The 17251-nt window shown below is 73.1% G+C and carries 18 protein-coding genes; 12 read left to right on the top strand and 6 right to left on the bottom strand.

Going from position 1 to position 17251, the window contains the following annotated elements; all coding sequences use genetic code 11:
• Positions 1 to 39 precede the first annotated feature (39 nt).
• Complete coding sequence (locus tag BS75_RS06005) at positions 40 to 2352, bottom strand: putative Ig domain-containing protein (RefSeq protein ID WP_063776568.1); 2313 nt, start codon at positions 2350 to 2352, stop codon at positions 40 to 42.
• Between the two features lie 465 nt (positions 2353 to 2817).
• Here BS75_RS06005 and BS75_RS06000 point away from each other — a divergent pair, with 465 nt between their 5' ends.
• The 3 genes from BS75_RS06000 (at position 2818) to ssuE (ending at position 4554) form a co-directional block, all read left to right on the top strand.
• Positions 2818 to 3546: a dienelactone hydrolase family protein gene (locus BS75_RS06000; protein ID WP_034087452.1), complete on the top strand. Its 729-nt coding sequence runs from the start codon at positions 2818 to 2820 to the stop codon at positions 3544 to 3546.
• Between the two features lie 148 nt (positions 3547 to 3694).
• On the top strand, positions 3695 to 3778 hold the full coding sequence (locus BS75_RS52135; RefSeq protein WP_369405854.1) for a putative leader peptide: 84 nt from the start codon (positions 3695 to 3697) through the stop codon (positions 3776 to 3778).
• Positions 3779 to 3993: 215 nt separating this feature from the next.
• Positions 3994 to 4554, top strand: a complete 561-nt coding sequence (ssuE, locus tag BS75_RS05995) for an NADPH-dependent FMN reductase (protein ID WP_034087451.1) — start codon at positions 3994 to 3996, stop codon at positions 4552 to 4554.
• Positions 4555 to 4571: 17 nt separating this feature from the next.
• Here the strand turns inward: ssuE and BS75_RS05990 are convergent, their stop codons facing one another.
• From BS75_RS05990 to BS75_RS05970, 5 genes are all read right to left on the bottom strand, one after another.
• Complete coding sequence (locus BS75_RS05990) at positions 4572 to 5372, bottom strand: helix-turn-helix domain-containing protein (protein ID WP_034087450.1); 801 nt, start codon at positions 5370 to 5372, stop codon at positions 4572 to 4574.
• A gap of 60 nt (positions 5373 to 5432) precedes the next feature.
• Positions 5433 to 5816 carry a nuclear transport factor 2 family protein gene (locus BS75_RS05985; RefSeq protein ID WP_034087449.1) on the bottom strand — a complete coding sequence of 128 codons (384 nt, stop codon included), beginning with the start codon at positions 5814 to 5816 and terminating at the stop codon, positions 5433 to 5435.
• Between the two features lie 209 nt (positions 5817 to 6025).
• Positions 6026 to 6169 carry a hypothetical protein gene (locus tag BS75_RS47835; protein ID WP_197091903.1) on the bottom strand — a complete coding sequence of 48 codons (144 nt, stop codon included), beginning with the start codon at positions 6167 to 6169 and terminating at the stop codon, positions 6026 to 6028.
• Between the two features lie 623 nt (positions 6170 to 6792).
• Complete coding sequence (locus BS75_RS05975; RefSeq protein ID WP_042437577.1) at positions 6793 to 7218, bottom strand: transcriptional regulator; 426 nt, start codon at positions 7216 to 7218, stop codon at positions 6793 to 6795.
• 179 nt (positions 7219 to 7397) lie between these two features.
• Positions 7398 to 8813 carry a hypothetical protein gene (locus tag BS75_RS05970; protein ID WP_152645776.1) on the bottom strand — a complete coding sequence of 472 codons (1416 nt, stop codon included), beginning with the start codon at positions 8811 to 8813 and terminating at the stop codon, positions 7398 to 7400.
• A 348-nt stretch (positions 8814 to 9161) separates the two neighbouring features.
• On the opposite strand from BS75_RS05970, the gene BS75_RS05965 reads away from it, so the two are divergent.
• From BS75_RS05965 to BS75_RS05925, 9 genes are all read left to right on the top strand, one after another.
• The gene (locus BS75_RS05965) at positions 9162 to 9716 is read left to right on the top strand and encodes a hypothetical protein (protein ID WP_042437548.1); all 555 of its coding nucleotides are present in this window, start codon (positions 9162 to 9164) and stop codon (positions 9714 to 9716) included.
• A complete protein-coding gene (locus BS75_RS05960) occupies positions 9713 to 10123 on the top strand; it encodes a roadblock/LC7 domain-containing protein (protein WP_034087445.1) in 411 nt (136 codons plus the stop codon). The genes BS75_RS05965 and BS75_RS05960 overlap by 4 nt, the downstream gene beginning before the upstream one ends.
• A 97-nt stretch (positions 10124 to 10220) precedes the next feature.
• On the top strand, positions 10221 to 11150 hold the full coding sequence (locus BS75_RS05955) for a hypothetical protein (RefSeq protein WP_034087444.1): 930 nt from the start codon (positions 10221 to 10223) through the stop codon (positions 11148 to 11150).
• Positions 11147 to 11725 carry a hypothetical protein gene (locus BS75_RS05950; RefSeq protein ID WP_034087443.1) on the top strand — a complete coding sequence of 193 codons (579 nt, stop codon included), beginning with the start codon at positions 11147 to 11149 and terminating at the stop codon, positions 11723 to 11725. The genes BS75_RS05955 and BS75_RS05950 overlap by 4 nt, the downstream gene beginning before the upstream one ends.
• Positions 11719 to 12666, top strand: a complete 948-nt coding sequence (locus BS75_RS43950) for a hypothetical protein (protein WP_052069225.1) — start codon at positions 11719 to 11721, stop codon at positions 12664 to 12666. Before BS75_RS05950 ends, BS75_RS43950 begins: the two co-directional genes overlap by 7 nt.
• 21 nt (positions 12667 to 12687) lie before the next feature.
• The gene (locus BS75_RS05940) at positions 12688 to 13416 is read left to right on the top strand and encodes a flagella basal body P-ring formation protein FlgA (protein WP_042437547.1); all 729 of its coding nucleotides are present in this window, start codon (positions 12688 to 12690) and stop codon (positions 13414 to 13416) included.
• Position 13417: 1 nt separating this feature from the next.
• Positions 13418 to 14575: a hypothetical protein gene (locus tag BS75_RS05935; protein WP_063771459.1), complete on the top strand. Its 1158-nt coding sequence runs from the start codon at positions 13418 to 13420 to the stop codon at positions 14573 to 14575.
• The gene (locus BS75_RS05930; RefSeq protein WP_052069223.1) at positions 14565 to 16289 is read left to right on the top strand and encodes a CpaF family protein; all 1725 of its coding nucleotides are present in this window, start codon (positions 14565 to 14567) and stop codon (positions 16287 to 16289) included. Before BS75_RS05935 ends, BS75_RS05930 begins: the two co-directional genes overlap by 11 nt.
• Complete coding sequence (locus BS75_RS05925) at positions 16286 to 17251, top strand: type II secretion system F family protein (RefSeq protein ID WP_052069222.1); 966 nt, start codon at positions 16286 to 16288, stop codon at positions 17249 to 17251. Before BS75_RS05930 ends, BS75_RS05925 begins: the two co-directional genes overlap by 4 nt.

Raw genomic sequence — 17251 nt, 5'->3', positions numbered from 1 at the left:
GGCCGCTGGAGGCGGCCGGGGCACTGGGGTGGGGATGGATCAGGAGATGTTCAGAGCCGTGTCGTCCAGGACGAAGCTGGTCTGCGCGCTGGAGTCCTCGGCGCCGATGAACTTCAGCGTCACGGTCTTGCCGATGTAGGGGGCGAGGCTGAAGGAGTGCTGGGCGTAGCCGCTCGCCGCGTTCAGGTTGGAGTAGGTGGTCAGCACCGTGGTGGTGGAGCCGCTGATCACCTCGACCTTGAGGGTGTCGTAGGCCGTGGTCTTCGTGGTCTCCGCCGTGTCGATGTGCAGCCAGAACGAGTAGGCCGCGTTGACGCAGGTGGAGGGGATGGTCACGGACTGGGACAGGGTGTCCGTGTGGGTGGTGCCGTAGCCGTCGAGCCAGGCGTCCCAGCTGCCGGAGTGGGCGGGCTCGTCAGTGGTGTCGCTGTTGATGACACCGGAGCTCGCGGTCCACGGGGAGGCGGTGCCGGTCTCGAAGCCGGGGTTGCCGATCAGCTGGGCCGCGGTGCAGCCGCCGCTGGCGGCGCTGACGGTCCAGGTGAAGGAGGCGCTGCCGGTGGCTCCGGTGGTGTCCTTGGCGGTGACCGTGACCGAGGAGGTTCCGGCGGTGGTCGGGGTGCCGGAGATCAGGCCGGTGCTGGCGTTGATCGACAGGCCGGCCGGGAGGCCGGTGGCCGAGTAGGTCAGGGTCTGGCCGGAGGCCGAGTCGCTGGCGCTGATCTGCAGCGAGGCGGCGGTGCCGACGGTGCCGGTCTGGTTGCCCGGGCCGGTGACGGTCACGGTGTTGCCGCCGGACTTGGCGCTGACGGTCCAGGTGAAGGAGGCGCTGCCGGTGGCACCGGTGGTGTCCTTGGCGGTCACGGTGACCGAGGACGTGCCGGACGCGGTGGGCGTGCCGGAGATCAGGCCGGTGCTGGCGTTGATCGACAGGCCGGCCGGGAGGCCGGTGGCCGAGTAGGTCAGGGTCTGGCCGGAGGCCGAGTCGCTGGCGCTGATCTGCAGCGAGGCGGCGGTGCCCACGGTGCCGGTCTGGTTGCCCGGAGCGGTGACCGTGACGGTGTTGGTGGTGGTGCTGCCGTTGGAGAAGGCGCCGATGCCGTCGGGGGTGCCGAGGCCGGTCGGACCGTCGTAGCCGACCTCCGCGGTGCAGAGGTAGGCGGGGGTGCAGGTGGAGGTGGACCCGGAGGTGACGTCGTACAGGTTCGAGGTGTGGGCGTAGAGGTAGGACGCCGGGGTGGTGCCCGCCGCCGGGGCACCGGCCAGCGCGTACACCGAGGCGATCAGCGGCGAGGCGACGGAGGTGCCGCCGTAGACGTTCCAGCCGCCGTTGCTGTTGTAGGTGTCGTACACGGCCACGCCGGTGGCCGGGTCGGCGACCGCCGAGACGTCCGCGACGGTGCGCTTGGAGCAGCCGGTGTCCTTCTGCCAGGTCGGCTTCGGGTCGTCGGCGGAGCAGCCGGAACCGGCGCCCTCGCTGGAGGAGGTGGACCAGACCGACTCGGTCCAGCCGCGCGAGTTGGAGGCGGTGGACAGTGAGGTCCCGCCGACGGCGGTGACGTACTGCGAGGCCGCCGGGTACTCGACGCCGTAGCCGCTGTCACCGGAGGAGGCGGTGACCGCGACGCCCGGGTGGTCGTAGTACTCGGAGTCGTAGGTGCTGTCGTTCGACGCCTCGGAGCCGCCGTAGCTGTTGGAGACGAACTTGGCGCCCAGGGACACCGCGGCGTTGACGCCGGCGCCCAGGTCGTCGTTGCTCTCCGAGCTGGCCTCGACCAGGATGATGTGGCAGTTCGGGCAGATCGCCGAGACCATGTCGACGTCCAGCGACTCCTCGCCGGTCCAGTCGTCGGAGGCCGGGGCGGGCGAGGGCAGCGGGCTGGTGGCGCCGTTCTCGTTCACCTTGCTGAAGCAGCCGTTGGCGACGGTGCAGGCCGGCAGTCCGTACTGGCTGCGGTAGACCGCGAGGTCGCTGGCGGCGTTGGGGTCGTCGAAGGCGTCCACCACGGCGACGGTCTGGCCGGTGCCGTTGGCCGCGGCGGCCGAGGCGAGGTTGTAGGCCGACTGGAGCTGCGTCGGTCCGTAACCGGAGACCGTGGCGTCCGGCGTCAGCGAACCGGCCTTGGCCAGCTGCGGCTTGACGTCGGTGCGGATCAGCGCGTTGCAGGACGAGTAGCCGACCGGGGCGGCGGGGCAGGCCTGGCGGTAGTCGTGACCGGCGGAGCCGGCGGCGGCACTGGCGGGGGCAGCGGCCGAGAGGCCGAACGCGGCGAGCGCGGCGGCCGAGGCGATCGCGGCTGCGGTTCTGCGCAGGCCGTGCCAGGCACCGGGAGATTGCGTGGATATGGTCAACGTACGACCCTCTCATGGGGGTTGGAGACGGAGCCGGAGTCGCCGGGCGCGTCGGAACGGCCTGGCACGGGCGCCGTGCCGGAGTGGGGAATGCAGCGGGTGCTCGTGCTGGAGGAGCAGGTCGCGCTGGACGCGAGTCAGGGCTCCGCCGGACCCGAGGAACAGGGTCGGGGTCGGGGCCGAGAACAAGTTACGTGCACATGACAGTTATTTGACGAACTGTCACCACCGGTGGTGGTGTCCGGGAGTGAACATAGCGAAGCGATGTCGAGTGGGGCAAGAGCCCTGGCGGTCGGAGAGTCTGAATGGGACCTGAGGGTCCACTGGGAGTCGGCCGTGCGACCGAAGCCGGTGCGGTGTGGCTCTGGCGGTCGGACCTTACTGTCTGGTAAACCATTCAAGTCCGCCCAAAGTCGGCGGGTGCCAGGCGCCACCGTCCAGACCCCGCACCGAGGAAGGCCGACGATGGAAGAGGTCGACCTGTCGGTGCTCACGCGTGTCGACGGCGGCTCGCCGCACCTGTCCGGCCACCTCGCCCGCCCGGCCGGCGACGGCCCCTGGCCCGCCGTGGTCGTGGTCCACGAGGCTTTCGGTGTCGACGAAGTGATGCTCCGTCATGTCGAACGGCTGGCCCGGGCCGGATATCTCGCGCTGATGCCCGACCTCTACAGCGAGGGCGGCCTGCGCCGCTGCCTGGTCTCGACCCTGCGCGCCTTCAGCTCAGGCCGGGGCCGGGCCTTCGACGACATCGAGGCATCCCGCCGCTGGCTCGCCGGACGGGCCGACTGCACCGGCCGGGTCGGGGTCATCGGCTTCTGCATGGGCGGCGGCTTCGCCCTGCTCTCCGCCAACCGGGGCTTCGACGCCGGTGCGGTCAACTACGGCTATCTGCCCAAGGACCTGGACGCGGCCCTCGAAGGGGCCTGCCCCCTGGTCACCTCCTACGGCGCGAAGGACCGCAGCCTGCGGGGCGCGAGCGCGAAGCTGGACGCCGCCCTCGGCCGCGCCGGCGTCGCCCACGACTCCCGTGAGTACCCGGGGGCCGGGCACGCCTTCCTCAACGACGCCATGGTCGGCCCCCGGGTACTGCACCCGCTGATGCGGGTCACCGGCATCGGCCCGCACCCGGAGTCCTCGGCCGACGCCTGGAAGCGCATCGACGCCTTCTTCGCCGAGCACCTCCAGCAGGGCTGAACGGCTCCACCGGGACCGTCGGGCTCCGGCGCGGCCCGCGCCGCCTGCCCGGCACCCGCCCATTGTCCCCCCGACCAGCCATCCAGTGCGTGAGACCGACCTGCGATTCCTTGACTCGCCGAATTCGCTGCTGCTTGAATCGGGACCTATGAACGGGCGACTGAACCTCACGCGGCGGCTCCACGTCGACCTCGCCCGTGTCTCCAGCGCGTTCTGTCGCCGCGCAGCCTGAGGGCAGCCTCCCCGCCCGGCCCGGGCTCGGCCTCCTCGCTCCGCCGAGCCTCCTCCGCCGGACCCTGCCGCCCTCCGCGGCCCTCGCGACGCCGCGCCCGGGCCCGGCCGGCCTGCTCCGCCGTTCCCGCCCCCGCGTGCGACCGAGCGCGACGGCAGCCCCGGCTGCCCGTCCGCGCCGGCTGCCCGTTCGCGCAATACCTGAAATGAGTTCCCATGGCCACCGTCCTGTCCGTCTCCGGAAGCCCGTCACCGACCTCGCGCACCGCGCGGCTGCTGCGCCACCTGGACACCAGGCTGGTCGACCAGGGGCACCAGGTGGTCCCGCTCGATGTCCGGACGCTGTCCGCACAGGCCCTGCTGGGAGCGGATTTCGGCCATCCCGACATAGTCCGGGCCGCCGAGCTCTTCGCCCGGGCCGACGGCGTGGTCATCGGCACGCCCGTCTACAAGGCCGCCTACTCCGGGCTGCTCAAGTCACTGCTGGACGTGCTGCCGCAGTACGCCCTCGCCGGAAAGACCGTGCTGCCGCTGGCGACCGGCGGCTCCACCGCGCATGTGCTGGCTATCGACTACGCGCTGCGGCCGGTGCTCTCCTCGATGGGGGCCGACCACATCGTCCAGGGCTGGTTCGTGCTGGACCGCCACATCACCGTCGGCGCGGACGACTCGGTCGTCCTGGAGCCGGGGACGGCCGACTCGCTCGGCCGGATCGTCGACACCTTCTCCGAGGCCCTGGCCGGCCGCCACCGCCCGCTGCTGGCCGCGGCCGGCTGACCACGGGGTGGGAGCGGCTACCACTCGGCGGCGGCCAGCACCGCCGTGGTCTCCGGATCGGCGGGGAAGAAGGACTCGATCACCAACTCGGCGACGGTGACGTCGAGCGGCGTCCCGAAGGTGCTCACCGTGCTGAAGAAGGAGAGCACCCCGCCCCGGTGGCGGAGCCGCAGCTGTACCGCGATGTCCCCGGGGCCGGGCAGTTCGAGCTCGGGCTCAGGTTGGTCGCAGGGGTAGCCGGTCAGTTCCGCCTGCAGCTCCGCCAGCTGCGGATCCGCCGTCAGGGTGACCTGGCGGGCGAGCCGGTGCAGCAGATGGGCGCGCCACTCGCCGAGGTTGACGATCAGCGGGGCCAGCCCGTCGGGGTGCAGCGCCAGCCGCATCAGGTTGACCGGCTCCTCAAGCAGGTGCGGAGCCGCGCCGACGCGGAACAGCATGGCCGGCCGGTTGGCCTCCACCCGGTTCCAGTAGCGGTCCAGCACCACCGCCGGGTAGGGGGCGTGGGCGGTCATGACCTGGCGCAGCATGCCCCGCACCGCCGCCAGGTGCGGGGCATCCAGGCCGGCCTGTCGGAACACCGGGGCGTAACCGGCTGCCAGCAGCAGCTGGTTACGCTCCCGCAGGGCGAGTTCCAGCGCTTCCGCGAGCCGCAGGACGATCTCCCGGCTCGGTTCCGCGCGGCCGTTCTCGACGAAGCTGAGGTGCCGGGCGGAGACCTCGGCCCGTGAGGCCAGGTCGAGTTGGCTGATCCCGCGGTGCCTGCGCCACTGCCGCAGCAGATCGCCCAGCGGTTCCGCGAACCGCACCGTCGTCGTCACCCGTGCCTCCGATTCCCCGACACCCGATCAACTTCCTTGACCAGCAGTATGATCCGCGGATCAGTCGATGAGTCCCTCGGGGGCCTTGTCGACGAACTGGTAGTCGCGGACCATCCGGCCCGCGGCGTCGAGGGTGACCACCTGGGTGCCCAGGGCGACCGGCTCGGTGTCCGCGCCGGGAGCGTACAGCTCCCAGGTGTAGCGCACCGCCTCGTGGTTGGCGTCGACCCGGCCCACGCTGACGGTGAAGCCCTTCGAGGTGAACAGGTCCCAGACCTCCTGGACCGCCTCCTCGATGCCCTTGAGGCCGGGGTACTCGGTGGTGGCGTTCTTGTAGAGGGCGTCCGGCGACCAGAGTTCGGCGACGGTGGCCCGGCGGATCTCCGGGTCCGGCTCCGACCAGGACGCGACGTACTTCTGGACGGTCTCTTCGATGGTGGTCACAGCGTCTCCTCGGACAGAAAGGGAGGGTGGTTGGTTCTCGGTTCGGCGGGAACGCCCGCCGCTTCCGACTCCCTGAGCTTTCCATCCGGTGCTGCTGCGAAGCGATTACCTCAGCGGTCATAACTCTGCGCGGAGCGAATCGGGTTGGGACCGGCCGACGGCCCCGTCCCGGTGGGAGCCGGGACGGGGCCGCGGGGGTGTGCGCGGTGCTACCGGTCGGCGCCGGTGCTACCGGGGGTGTGCACCGGGAGCGGCGGCACCGGCGCGGGCAGCGGCGGAACCGGTACCGGGGCGGGCGGCAGGGCCACCGGCGGGACCGGCGGCAGCGGGACCGGGGCGGGCGGCAGGGCCACCGGCGGGACCGGCGGCGCGGCGACCGGGGGACCGGCGGCAGGGGCACGGGGGCCGGTGGCAGGGCGACCGGCGGGGCGACCGGCGGGACGGCCACCGGAGGCGCTGCCACCGGCGGGACGGCTACCGGAGGTGCGGCTACCGGGGGCACCGGTGGGACCGGGACCGGCGCCGGCGGGACGGCCACCGGCGGTACGGGCGGGACCGGGACGGGGGCCGGCGGGACTGCGACCGGCGGAACGGGGGCCGGTACCGGGAGTGGTGGCACCGGTACGGTGGCGGCGGGCTGCGCGGTCGACGGCCCGGCGGTGGAGGTCGTGGCGGTGGAGGTCTGGGCGGTGGTGCGATGCCCGCCGGCGGGGGCCGACGTGGCGGCCTGGGCGTTGGTGCCGACGAGCAGGCCCGCGGATATCGCTGCGGCCAGGACCGAGGTCGTGGCCAAGGTGCGGGCGTGGTGCGAACGCATGGGTTGTCCTTTGTTCCAAACGGTGGAGAGGTCGTGCGGGTCCACCGTCACTCGGACGACTACCTGCCGCAACCGCGCGCATCCATTCGGTGAGCAGCCCCTCGGCCCGGTCGGCCCGGTCGGCCAGGTCGGCCCCCGTTCCCGGCCCGGCTGCCGGACTCAGTCGCCGGCGGCGGTGAGGCAGCGCTCGACGCCGGCGATGACGTCGGCCAGTTCCTCCGGCAGCAGCCGGGCGGCGCGCAGGGCGAGATGGCGGACGTCCTCGCTGCGCAGCGCCGCGAGCAGGGCCAGTTCCTGGTCGGTCTGTTCGGCCGTCTCCCGGTCGGTCAGGTAGCGCGGCGGGACGCCGAAGAAGTCGCAGATGGCGGCGGCGCGCGAGTCGCTGAGCTGCCGGCGCTGGCCGCTGCGGAGCTCGCCGAGGTACTTGGCCGAGACCGCTGCCCGGCCGGTCGCGCCGATGGCGGCGGCGACCTCCTGGGTGCTGTACGGCGGCCGGTGCGGCGGATGCACGACCGAGAACAGGTGGTTCAGCCGATCCGCCAACTCGTCCGGCTCGTCGGGTTGGTGATGGGACCGAAGTTGCATGTGCGCCCCCTGGGCGGTGCGGTGCACTGGGTGGTGGCGGCAAGTATGGACCGCCAAATGTCGATGTGGGGACTTTGGCTGTGCCATGGCATATGCAACATGTGGGAAGGCCCAGTTCACCGCCGTGCGCCCGGCGAAAGATCGACAGTATCTTCACAAGGGGTGGCGACCGCTCGGCCTCAGCCCAGGACGTCCTGCTGCCGATGGGTCGCCCGGGCCAGCCGGTCGATCACCGCCGCGATCTGCGGGACGTCCGCATGCTGCTGCAACTCGCGGAGCGCCAGCCGGAGATGGGTGGTGACGGTGCTCGACTGGAGGCCGTCGGCCTGCCGCAGCGCCGCCTCCGCCTGGGTGCAGGAGTCCGCGGTGTGCCCCTGCCGGGCCAGTGCGGAGGCGAGTTGGAGTCGGATGACCACCGAGTCGCGGACCCGTTCGGCGGGGATCGCGGCCAGGGCCTGCTCGGCCCGGCGGCGGGCGATCGACGCGTTGCCGAGGGCGAGCGCGCTCTGCGCCGCACTGTGGGCGACGAAGCCGTGGTCGAAGGGTTCCAGCCAGGTCGGGTCCTGCGGTTCGGCCGGTCTGGCCAGCCCGCGCTCGGCCTTGGCGGCGGCGGCCCTGGCCGGCAGTGGCTGGGCCAACTGGGCGTGGACCCGGGCCTCGACGGCGTGCAGTCCGGCGCGGACGCGCAGGCTGTGCTCGCCGGTGGCGGTGAGCGCGGCGCTGACGTAGGTGAGCGCGGTCTGCGGCGCCTCGTTGAGCAGCGCCTGCTCCGCCAGCAGCAGCACGATGTACGCGCCGAGCAGCGGGTCGTCGGCCTGGTGCGCCATGCTCAGCGCCAGCACCGTCCAGCGGTTGGCCAGCCCGGGCAGGTCGGCGTCGAAGGTGTAGCGGGCGATGCCGTAGGTGCACAGCGCCGCCGCGTTGTACAACTCCCGTCCGGTCGGGCCGGTGTAGTGGGCGCCGAGCAGCGGGGCCACGCCGGAGCGGAGGAACTGCACGGCGGGCAGCCGGGCCACCGCCCCGCCGCTGCGCCGGTCGATCTGGTCGAAGGCGTCGGTGGTGGCCCGTACCCGGTCGATGTCACCGGAGGTGACGGGGCGTCCGGGGGTGTGCCGGGCGGGCGCGTTGGGCGGCGGCACGACCAGCCAGCGCAGCACCGCCGGCGCCAGTACGGTGAGCGGGCCCGTGGGCTGGGTGCGGTCCAGGGACTCGGGCTGGCTGCACAGCTCGTGGGTGGCGGCGAGGATCTCGGCGGGGGAGCCGGCGAACTCCAGCAGCCCCTGGGCGGAGGGGATCCGACCCTGGGCGTCCATGCCGACGTCGGAGAGTGAGAGACTGCGTCCGAGGCGACGCGACAGCGCCTCGGCGATGAACTGCGGCGGCACCGCCCGGCTGGCGTGGCCGTCGCGCCAGCGCCGGACGTGGTTGTGGTCGCAGGCGACGGTGTGTCCGTGCTGGGCGGCGGTCGCCCGCACCTCGCGGGCGAAGGCCATATTGGACAGACCGGCTTCGTCGAGGAGGCCGCTGAGCTGCACGTTCGAGTGCTGCTCCGGCTGCGGTACATGGTCCGGCCGTGGTTCCGCGTGGCGGCGCATGTACGGAATGTAATGCCGCTCGATCGTATGCGTCGGGCGATTGGGCATTCTGGTGCGGAAGAAGTGCGCGGGCAGTGCGCGTGGAGTGCGCGCCCTTGTGACAAGTACGCGTCCTTGTGCGCGCTGTTGGCCGATGTGCGATGTCTGATTCTCTACAGTCGCAAGAAGCCTGGGGGTGCTGTAGGGGCGTATGCGCCCGACAGCACCGGAGGGCGGTCGGGGCGAGGGGTGGGGACCTATGGATCTGGACATCGTGAGTGCGTCGACGTTGTCATGCTCGATGCAGAAGGAGCCGCAGCTTCGGCGGCGGCTCATCGGCTTCCGGTCGCGTCGGGGGATGTGAAGCAGTTGAGCTCCCTGACCGAAGCCGCCTCCGCAGTACTGGCTGCGGGCACACTGTCCACGCTGGTCACCACGTCGCTGTGGATCCGCGCCCGGCACCGGGTCACGCTGCTGGAGGCCGAGCGCCATGTGCTGCTCGGCGAGGTCGCCGCGGCCAACGACGCCAGGGCGGCGGCCTCGGACCCGCTCGGCCTCGGCACCTCCGAGCCCTGGACGCAGCCCTACACCGGCTCGCCCTACCTCTCGGCGCCGTACGTCAGCGGCACGGTGGTGACCGGAGGTGCGGTCGGGCCGGCGTTCGAGCCGAGGCCCGAACCGGTGCCCGAACCCGAGCCCAGTTGGTTCGAGCCGAGGACCCGGCAGCGCTACGCCTCGGCGCAGCGGACGCCCCCGCCGTCGGAGCCCTGGACCGCGCCGGCCGCACCGGCGGCACCGGCCGAGAGTGCGAGCGGGTTGAGCGGGAGCAGTGCCGTCTGGAGCGCCTTCCAGAGCGGGACCGAGTCCGCCCGTGCCGCCACCGAGGAGCGCCACCAGGGCCGCCATGAGGGGAGTTGGCGATGACGGAGGAGCACAGTCTCGCGGACAGCCACGACGACGCCGGGTGGGTGCTGGAGCCGCTGCTGGAACTGGCGGGCGTGACCCACGGACTGGTCGTCACCGCCGACGGCATGGTCTGGGCGGCCTCGCCCGGTCTGGAGCGCGGCCAGGCCGAGGGGGCCTCCGCGATGATGTCCGCGCTCCAGGGCGCGGCACGGGCGCTCTCCGGCGCGCTGAGCGGGGACCGGGACACCCTGGTGCGGCAGATCGTGGTGGAGACCACCGACGGCTTCGTCTTCGCCGTCCCGGCCGGGCGCCACTCCGTACTCGCCCTCTACACCAGCCGCAACGTGGACATGGGCAAGGTCACCTACGAGATGCAGTGCCAAGTCGCCTCCCTGGCAGGGGCGCTGCTGCGGACCGGGGCCTGACCCGGGCGGCGCGGCGCAGGCCCTCGCCACCACCCACCACCCACCAGCGCGAACCGGGCCAGACGCCCGCAGCCACGACGGAAGGAAGGAGCAGCCCGTGGACAGTACCGGCACCGCGAGTTTCGGTCGGCGTGCTCCGTCCGCCGACACCTCGGTCGGCACGCTGGTGCGGCACGCCGCTCCGCCGCACCGGATCGTGCTGCTGCTGCCCACGGACACCGGCCGCAGCCGGGCCAGCATGGACCGCCACCTGGCCCGGGTGGCCGCGATGGGGATGGCGCTGCCCGCCGGGCTCTTCGACGGGCCGGCCCAGTGCCGGGTGGCCACGCCCGACGGCCACGGCGCGGACAGCCTGCTGACCGGTCTGAAGGACGCCGCCGACACCCCGGCGCGCAGCCTGATCGTCTATGTCACCGGCCAGTTGGCGCTGGCGGGTGACCAGCGGCTCTATCTCACCACGCCCGGGCTGCCGGTCCGGCTGGCGCATCTGTTGGGCGTCCGCTGGGAATGGATCACTCATGCGATCACCCGTTCCGCCGCGCCGACCCGGCTGCTGATGGTCGACCTGGAGGCGGACCAGCGGGCCTGGCCGCTGCTGACGGGAACCCCGCAGGCCGGGAACGACCGGCTGGCGGCGGAGGGGGCGTCACTCTGGGGTCAGCTCCGCCCCATCCCCACCCGGCGCGGCCGGGGGCAGACGGCCGAGGCTTCGTGGGCGCACTGGGTGGCCGCCCGGTTGCGCGACGGCGTCCCGGGCGCGCCTGCGGTGCTCACCCCGGAGACCCTGTACCAGTCGACCCTGCCGGAGCCCCGGGCGGCCACGGCCGGACCGGCGGCGCTCAGCCTCGCCCGCTTCCTGCCCGGCTCGGGCGCGGTGCAGTTGCGCAACCGCGCGCTGGGGCGCGGTGTGCTGTCGGTGGACGTCCTTCCGCCCGCGCTGCGCGACGCGCTGCGCCGCCGCGCGGAGCCGACGGCCGGCCCGGGGGCCGAACCGGTCGACGACCGGCCGGCGGAGGAGTCGGCATGACCAAGCGTCAGCAGCAGCGTCTCGGCCTGGCCGCCGTCGGCCTGGCCCTGTGCACCCTCACCGCCTGCTCCCCGGGTGGCGGCCAGGTCTCGCAGATCGCACCGGCAGGCACGGCCTCGGCGCCGGCCCCGGTGGCCGCCTCGCCGAGCAGCGATCCCACCCTGACCGCGACCGCTGCCGTCCTCGCGGCCTACACCGGGATGCGGCAGGCGCAGGAGCAGGCGGAGGACAGCAGCAGCACGATCGGGGTGGACCTCTCCGCGTACACGAGCGGCAAGGCCTTCGTCGCGATCACCGCCGCGGTCATCGAGAACTCCGCCAAGGGCTGGGTGATGGTCGGCGCCCCGATCCTCAATCCGAAGGTCACCGCGCTGGACCTGAGCGCGTCCCCGGCCACGGCCACCGTCACCGACTGCATGGACGTCGGCGGATGGCACGCGGTGGTCCAGGCAACCCACCAGGACGTCACCGCCGCGTCCGCCCACAGCAGCTTCATCTCCGTCTCGCAGGCGCAGCTCGGCCCGGACGGCTGGCGGATCACCGAGACCGACGTGAACAGGAGCAGACCGTGCTGAAACGACGTTTCACCCTGGGTCACGCCGGCGCGGCGGTCGCCGCCTCCGCGCTCGTGTTCGGGGCGCTGCTGGTTCCCAGCGCCTCGGCCGACGGCGGTTCCGGCGGCGGCGGTGCCTGCGACCCGACCACCGGAGTGTGCAGCGCGAGCGCCGTCGCCTCCGACCCGGGCGGCAGCGGGGGCAGTTCCGGTGGCGGCGCCGGGGGCACCGGCGGCGGCAGCGCCACCTGCAGCTACCAGGGAACCACCGTGGCCTGCGTGAACTCGCACGGCTTCTGGGACGGCTCCGCCTGCTACGACCTGCTGGAGAATCCGCAGCCGCCGGCCGGCGACCCGGCCTGGGGCGGGAACAGCCCCTCCGGCGGCGGGATGATCTACTGGCAGTACTGCCCCTATCAGACCGGTGTCGATTCGGGCGTCATCTACCAGGCGTACCTGGCCGCTGCGCCGCCCAACCAGCCGGTCGTGGACGTGGCCGATGCGGCGACCCGGGCGGTGGCCCAGGCCGAGCTTCAGGCCTACAAGATGAAGATCGGCTCGGCGCCGGCCGCCGGCAGCACCGGTCTGGTCAGGATGCCGGTATGGCTGTGGACCAGTACCCCGTGGACGAAGCTCACTGCTTCCGCCGACGCCGGTGGCGGCGTCACCGTCACCGCCACGGCCACCATCGGCAGCATCACCTGGAGCACCGGCGACGGCCATGTCTTCACCTGCTACAACCGGGGCACCAAGTACAGCAGTTCGTACGGCATCAGCCAGTCGCCGAACTGCGGCTTCAGCGGCTACCTCCAGCCCAGCGACCCCAGCTACACGATCTCCGCGACGGCCAACTGGCTCGTCAGCTGGAACAGCACCATCGGGATCGACGGTCCTGGGCCCGAAGCCGTGCCCCGTACCAGCGTGGCCACGGTGACCATCGACCAGGCACAGACCCTGAACTGACCGCCCGAGGAGAGCACCGTCATGACGACGACACTTCCACCCCTTCCCGGCGCGACCACCGGGGCAGTGCCCGCCCCGCCGCGTGCGCCACGGGCGCGGCGGCGCAGTCCGGCGGTGCTGGCACTGGCGATAGCTCTGGTCGCTGCGGGCGGCCTGGGCGGCGCGGTGCTCTACAACGAGACCGGGCAGCGGTCCGCCGTCCTGGCGCTCGCCCAGAACGTCCCGGCCGGGGCGTCGATCACCTCGGCCGACCTGGTCGTGGCCCACATCTCGCTGGACCCGGCGTTGCAGCCGGTCGGCGCGGCGAGCCTCACCACCGTGGTCGGGATGCGCGCCACCGCCGATCTGAAGGCGGGCCAGTTCCTGACGGTCAGTGACGTCACCCGCACCTCCCTGGTCCAGTCGGGGCAGCAGGTCGTCGGGCTGCCGACCAAGGACACCCAGCTCCCGGCCGTTCCGCTGGAGCCAGGAACACAGATCGTGATCATCGCGACCGGCGGCAGCGGCAGTGGCGGCGAGGTCGCCGGCTCCCCGAGCAGCTCCAACGGGAGCTCCGGCAGCGGCAGTTCGATGACGGCTCCGGTGGCGGGCGCGGAGTTCGCCGCCACCGTGGTCACCGTCGGTGCGGCGGACAGCAGCGGGTCGCAGGTCATCGACGTCGCCGTGCCGCAGTCCCAGGCTGCGGTGCTGGCGGTGCTCGCCGCAGGCGGCAGCTTCGCCGTGGTGTTCGCGCCAGAGGGCGGTGGGTGAGATGGCCATGTACGCGATCGTCGGCGGCCACGGCGCACCCGGCGCCACGGTCACCGCCCTGGCGATGCTGCACGCCTGGCCGCTGCAGAGCGGCCAGCGGGTGCTGCTGGCCGAGTGCGACCCGGACGGCGGGGTGATCCTCCCCGGGGCGCTCGAAGGCCGGCTGGACGGCAGCCGGGGCCTGGGCCAGCTCGGCGTCGCCGACCGGCGCGGCCAGCTGGCGCAGACCCTGATGACCCAGCTCACCGACGTCTCCCCGGGCGGCACCGCCGACCGGCTGCTGCTGCCCGGCGTCAGCGACCCGGCCCAGTACCCGGGCCTGGCCTATGTCTGGCACTCGCTCGCCGAACTCCTGGTCGCGCTCGAAGGACAGGGCGTGGACGTCCTGCTCGACCTCGGCCGCTCGGGGGCGACCGGACCGAGCGCGGTCCTGGCGCAGCGCGCCGACGCGGTGCTGGTCGTCGTCCGCTCGACGCTGCGCTCGCTGACCACCGCCCACCCCCGGGTCGCCGCGCTGCGGGCCGACCTGGAGGCCAACGGGACCGGATCGGACGGGCTCGGGCTGGTCATGATCGAGGAGGGTCCCTACAAGGCGGCCGATGTGAGCGCGCAACTCGGCTCCCCGGTCGTGGGGTTGCTGCCGCACTCACCGGCGGTGGCGGCCGTCCTCTCCGACGGCGGCAACACCCATGACCGGCGCTTCGTCCGCTCGCCGCTGCTGCGCGCCTCCCGCACCGTCATCGACGAGGCACGGTCCCGGGTGTCCCGCCGCCGGCTTCGGCTGACGCCGCAACAGGTTCCCTATCCGGAAGCAGAGCAGACGGAGTACCAGCAGCCGGTGCCACCGCCCCGGCCGGCCCCGCAACAGCAGCCGCAGCCGCAGCCGCAGTACCAGCATCAGCCCCAACCCGACTGGCAGCAGGAGCAGTTGTACCGGCGTCCGGCCGAGCCGCCGGAGCAGCCGGGACGGGCCGGTACGGCCGGACGGCCGGTCTACGGGCCGGTCCCCAACCCGGTGCCGCCCTCGCCCCCCGCGCCCATGCCGATGCCGGTGCCCGGAGCGACGGGCGGGGCGACGAACGGAGCGACGAACGGCCGGGGTCCGGCCGAGGGCGCTGCCGGTGACCTGCACAACCAGGTGGTGAGTCATGCGCGCTAACCACCTGCCGCTGTCGCCGATCGTCCTGCCGGAGCTGCCGGTGGAGCCCGAGCCCACGGCGGAGCCGGAGCACGCCCAGGGCCGGCCGCCGGTCCAGCCGCCCTACCCGTACCCGGGGCGCCACACCGGCCCCGGTCCCGTCACCGCCCCCGGCCAGGTGCCCGGCTACGCCGCCGCCCCCGTCGCCGGGTACGGGCCGGCCGCCGTGCCGGCGCCGCCCGCACCGCTGCGCGCGGTCCCAGCGCCGACCACGGCCATGTCCGTGCCGCAGCCGCCGCCGCGCACCCACAACGGGCACAACGGCCAGAGCGGGCACAACGGCCAGTCCGGGGCGGCCACGCCCCAGGTGGACCACCTCGCCGTCCGCCAGGTGCGGAAGATCGTCGTGGACGAGCTGCACGAGCAGACCGCCGGCGACACCGCCACCGACCAGGAGAGCCGCCGCCAGCGGGGCCGGGCGGTGATCGAGAGCGTGGTCGCCCGCTGGTCGGACGCCTACGCGCAGACCCACGGCGTCTCGCCCACCCGGGAGATGGACCGGGTGCTGGCCGACGCCGTCTTCGACCTGATGTTCCGGGCCGGGCGGCTCCAGCCCTACCTCGACGACGAGCGGGTCGAGGACATCTACATCAACGGCTGCGACAACGTCTCGATCCTGCGGGTCAACGAGCCGCTGCGGTCGGTGCCGCCGATCGCCGACAGCGACGAGGAACTGATCGAGCTGCTGCAGGACCTGGCCCGCCGTCACGGCGGCGGCGAGCGCTCGCTGTCGACCTCCAACCCCAACCTGGCGATGCGGCTGGACGGCGGGATGCGCGTCCAGGTGATGACCGGGGTCACCCCGCGGCCGTTCGTCACCATCCGCCGGCACCGGGTCGCCTCGGCGACCCTCGGCGACATGGTGCGGCTCGGCAGCATCGACTCCACCATCGCCTCCTTCCTCGCCTCCGCCGTCCGGGCCCGGAAGCACATCCTGGTCACCGGTGTGCAGCGGGCCGGGAAGACCTCGCTGCTGCGGGCGCTGGCGGCCGAGATCCCGGCCGACGAGCGGGTCGCGACCATGGAGTCCGAGTACGAGCTGTGGCTGCACACCCTGGGCCATCTGCGGCAGGTGGTGCCGATCGAGGAGCGCCAGGGCAACGGCGAGCGGATCGACGGCCGCCCCTCCGGCGAGCTGACGCTCACCGAGCTGATGCCGGCCGCGCTGCGGATGTCGCTGTCCCGGATCATCGTCGGCGAGGTCCGCTCGCGCGAGGTCATGCCGATGCTCCAGGCGATGACCAACGGCGTCGGCGGCATGGCGACGATGCACGCACAGACCCCGTACATGGTCCCGGACCGGATCGCCCAGCTCTGCGCCGAGTACGGCAGCAACATCAACGACGGCCTGGCCTACCGGCTGCTCGCCAACGGCGTGCACCTGATCGTCCACGTCTCGCTGATCGACGAGACGCCGATCGGCGGACGGGTGCACCGCTACGTCTCGCACGTGCTGGAGCTCACCGGGATGGGCGAGAACGGCAGACCCGCGATGAACACCGTCTTCGGGCCGCACAGCAGCGGCGCCGAAGTGCGCGCCGTGCCCACCACCCAGCCCGCCTGCCTGGACGACCTGCGCCGGGTCGGCTTCGACGCGGCGCTGCTCGACAACCCGTACGGCAGCTGGGGACGCCCGCTGGACCTGCGGATCCCCGCGACTGGAGTCAGGCGATGATCGAGTACCTGCTCTGCGGCACGGCCCTGGCCACCGGCCTGGCCTGCCTCGTCCTGTTCATCACCGGCCGACCCGAGTCCGCGCCGGACAGCCCCAGCGCCACCGCGCTGCGGTTCCGGACGGCCTGGTACGGCAGCGTGGGCGCGCCCGATCCGGACATGGTCCGGCAGCGGCGGATCCAGCTGCTGCTGGCCGGGGTCGGCGCCCCGGCGGCCTGGCTGTTCACCGGCATTCCGTTGACCGCGCTGGTGATTCCGGCGCTGGTCTTCGTGCTGCCCTGGTTCCTCCGCTCGACCAGCTCGCACGACGCCCCGATCGTCCGGCTGGAGGCGCTGGCCGAGTGGACCCAGCGGCTCTCCGACCGGCTGGTCGCGGGCGGCGGCCTCGAACAGGTCATCAGCACCAGCGTCAACACCGCGCCGGAGGCGCTGGAGGCCGAGATCAAGGCGCTCTCCGGACGGCTCCAGTCCCGCTGGCGGCTGGAGGACGCGCTGCGCGCCCTCGGCAACGACATGGGCGACGCCACCGCCGACAAGGTGCTCGCGGCCCTGGTGCTGCGCGCCGGCGACCACGGCCCCGGCCTGGCCCGGGCGTTGGCTGACCTGGCCGAGTCGGTCCGGGAGGAGGTCCGGCAGCGCCGCGCCATCGAGGCCGACCGCGCCAAGCACCGGGCCACGGTGCGCTGGATGACGATCATCATCATCGTGGTGGTGGTCGCCGGGGCGTTCGACACCACCTACATCCGCCCCTACAAGAGCCCGGTGGGAGAGCTGGTGCTGGGCGTCGTACTGGCCGGGATGGTCGCCGTCGTCGCCTGGATGCAGACGATGTCCAAGCAGCGCCCGGTGCCCCGGTTCCTGGAGCCGGACCGGCGCAGCACGGTGAAGCTCCCGGCCGGCGAGGCAACCGCCGAACGTGCCGCCGAGCAGGCCGCCGCGACCGTCGGGGGCGGTGTCCGATGA

This window comes from Streptacidiphilus albus JL83 (genome assembly GCF_000744705.1).
In the GTDB taxonomy this organism is placed as follows: Bacteria; Actinomycetota; Actinomycetes; order Streptomycetales; family Streptomycetaceae; genus Streptacidiphilus; species Streptacidiphilus albus.
The sequence above is the reverse complement of the archived record's forward strand: the minus strand, read 5'-3'. Positions and strand labels throughout refer to the sequence as shown.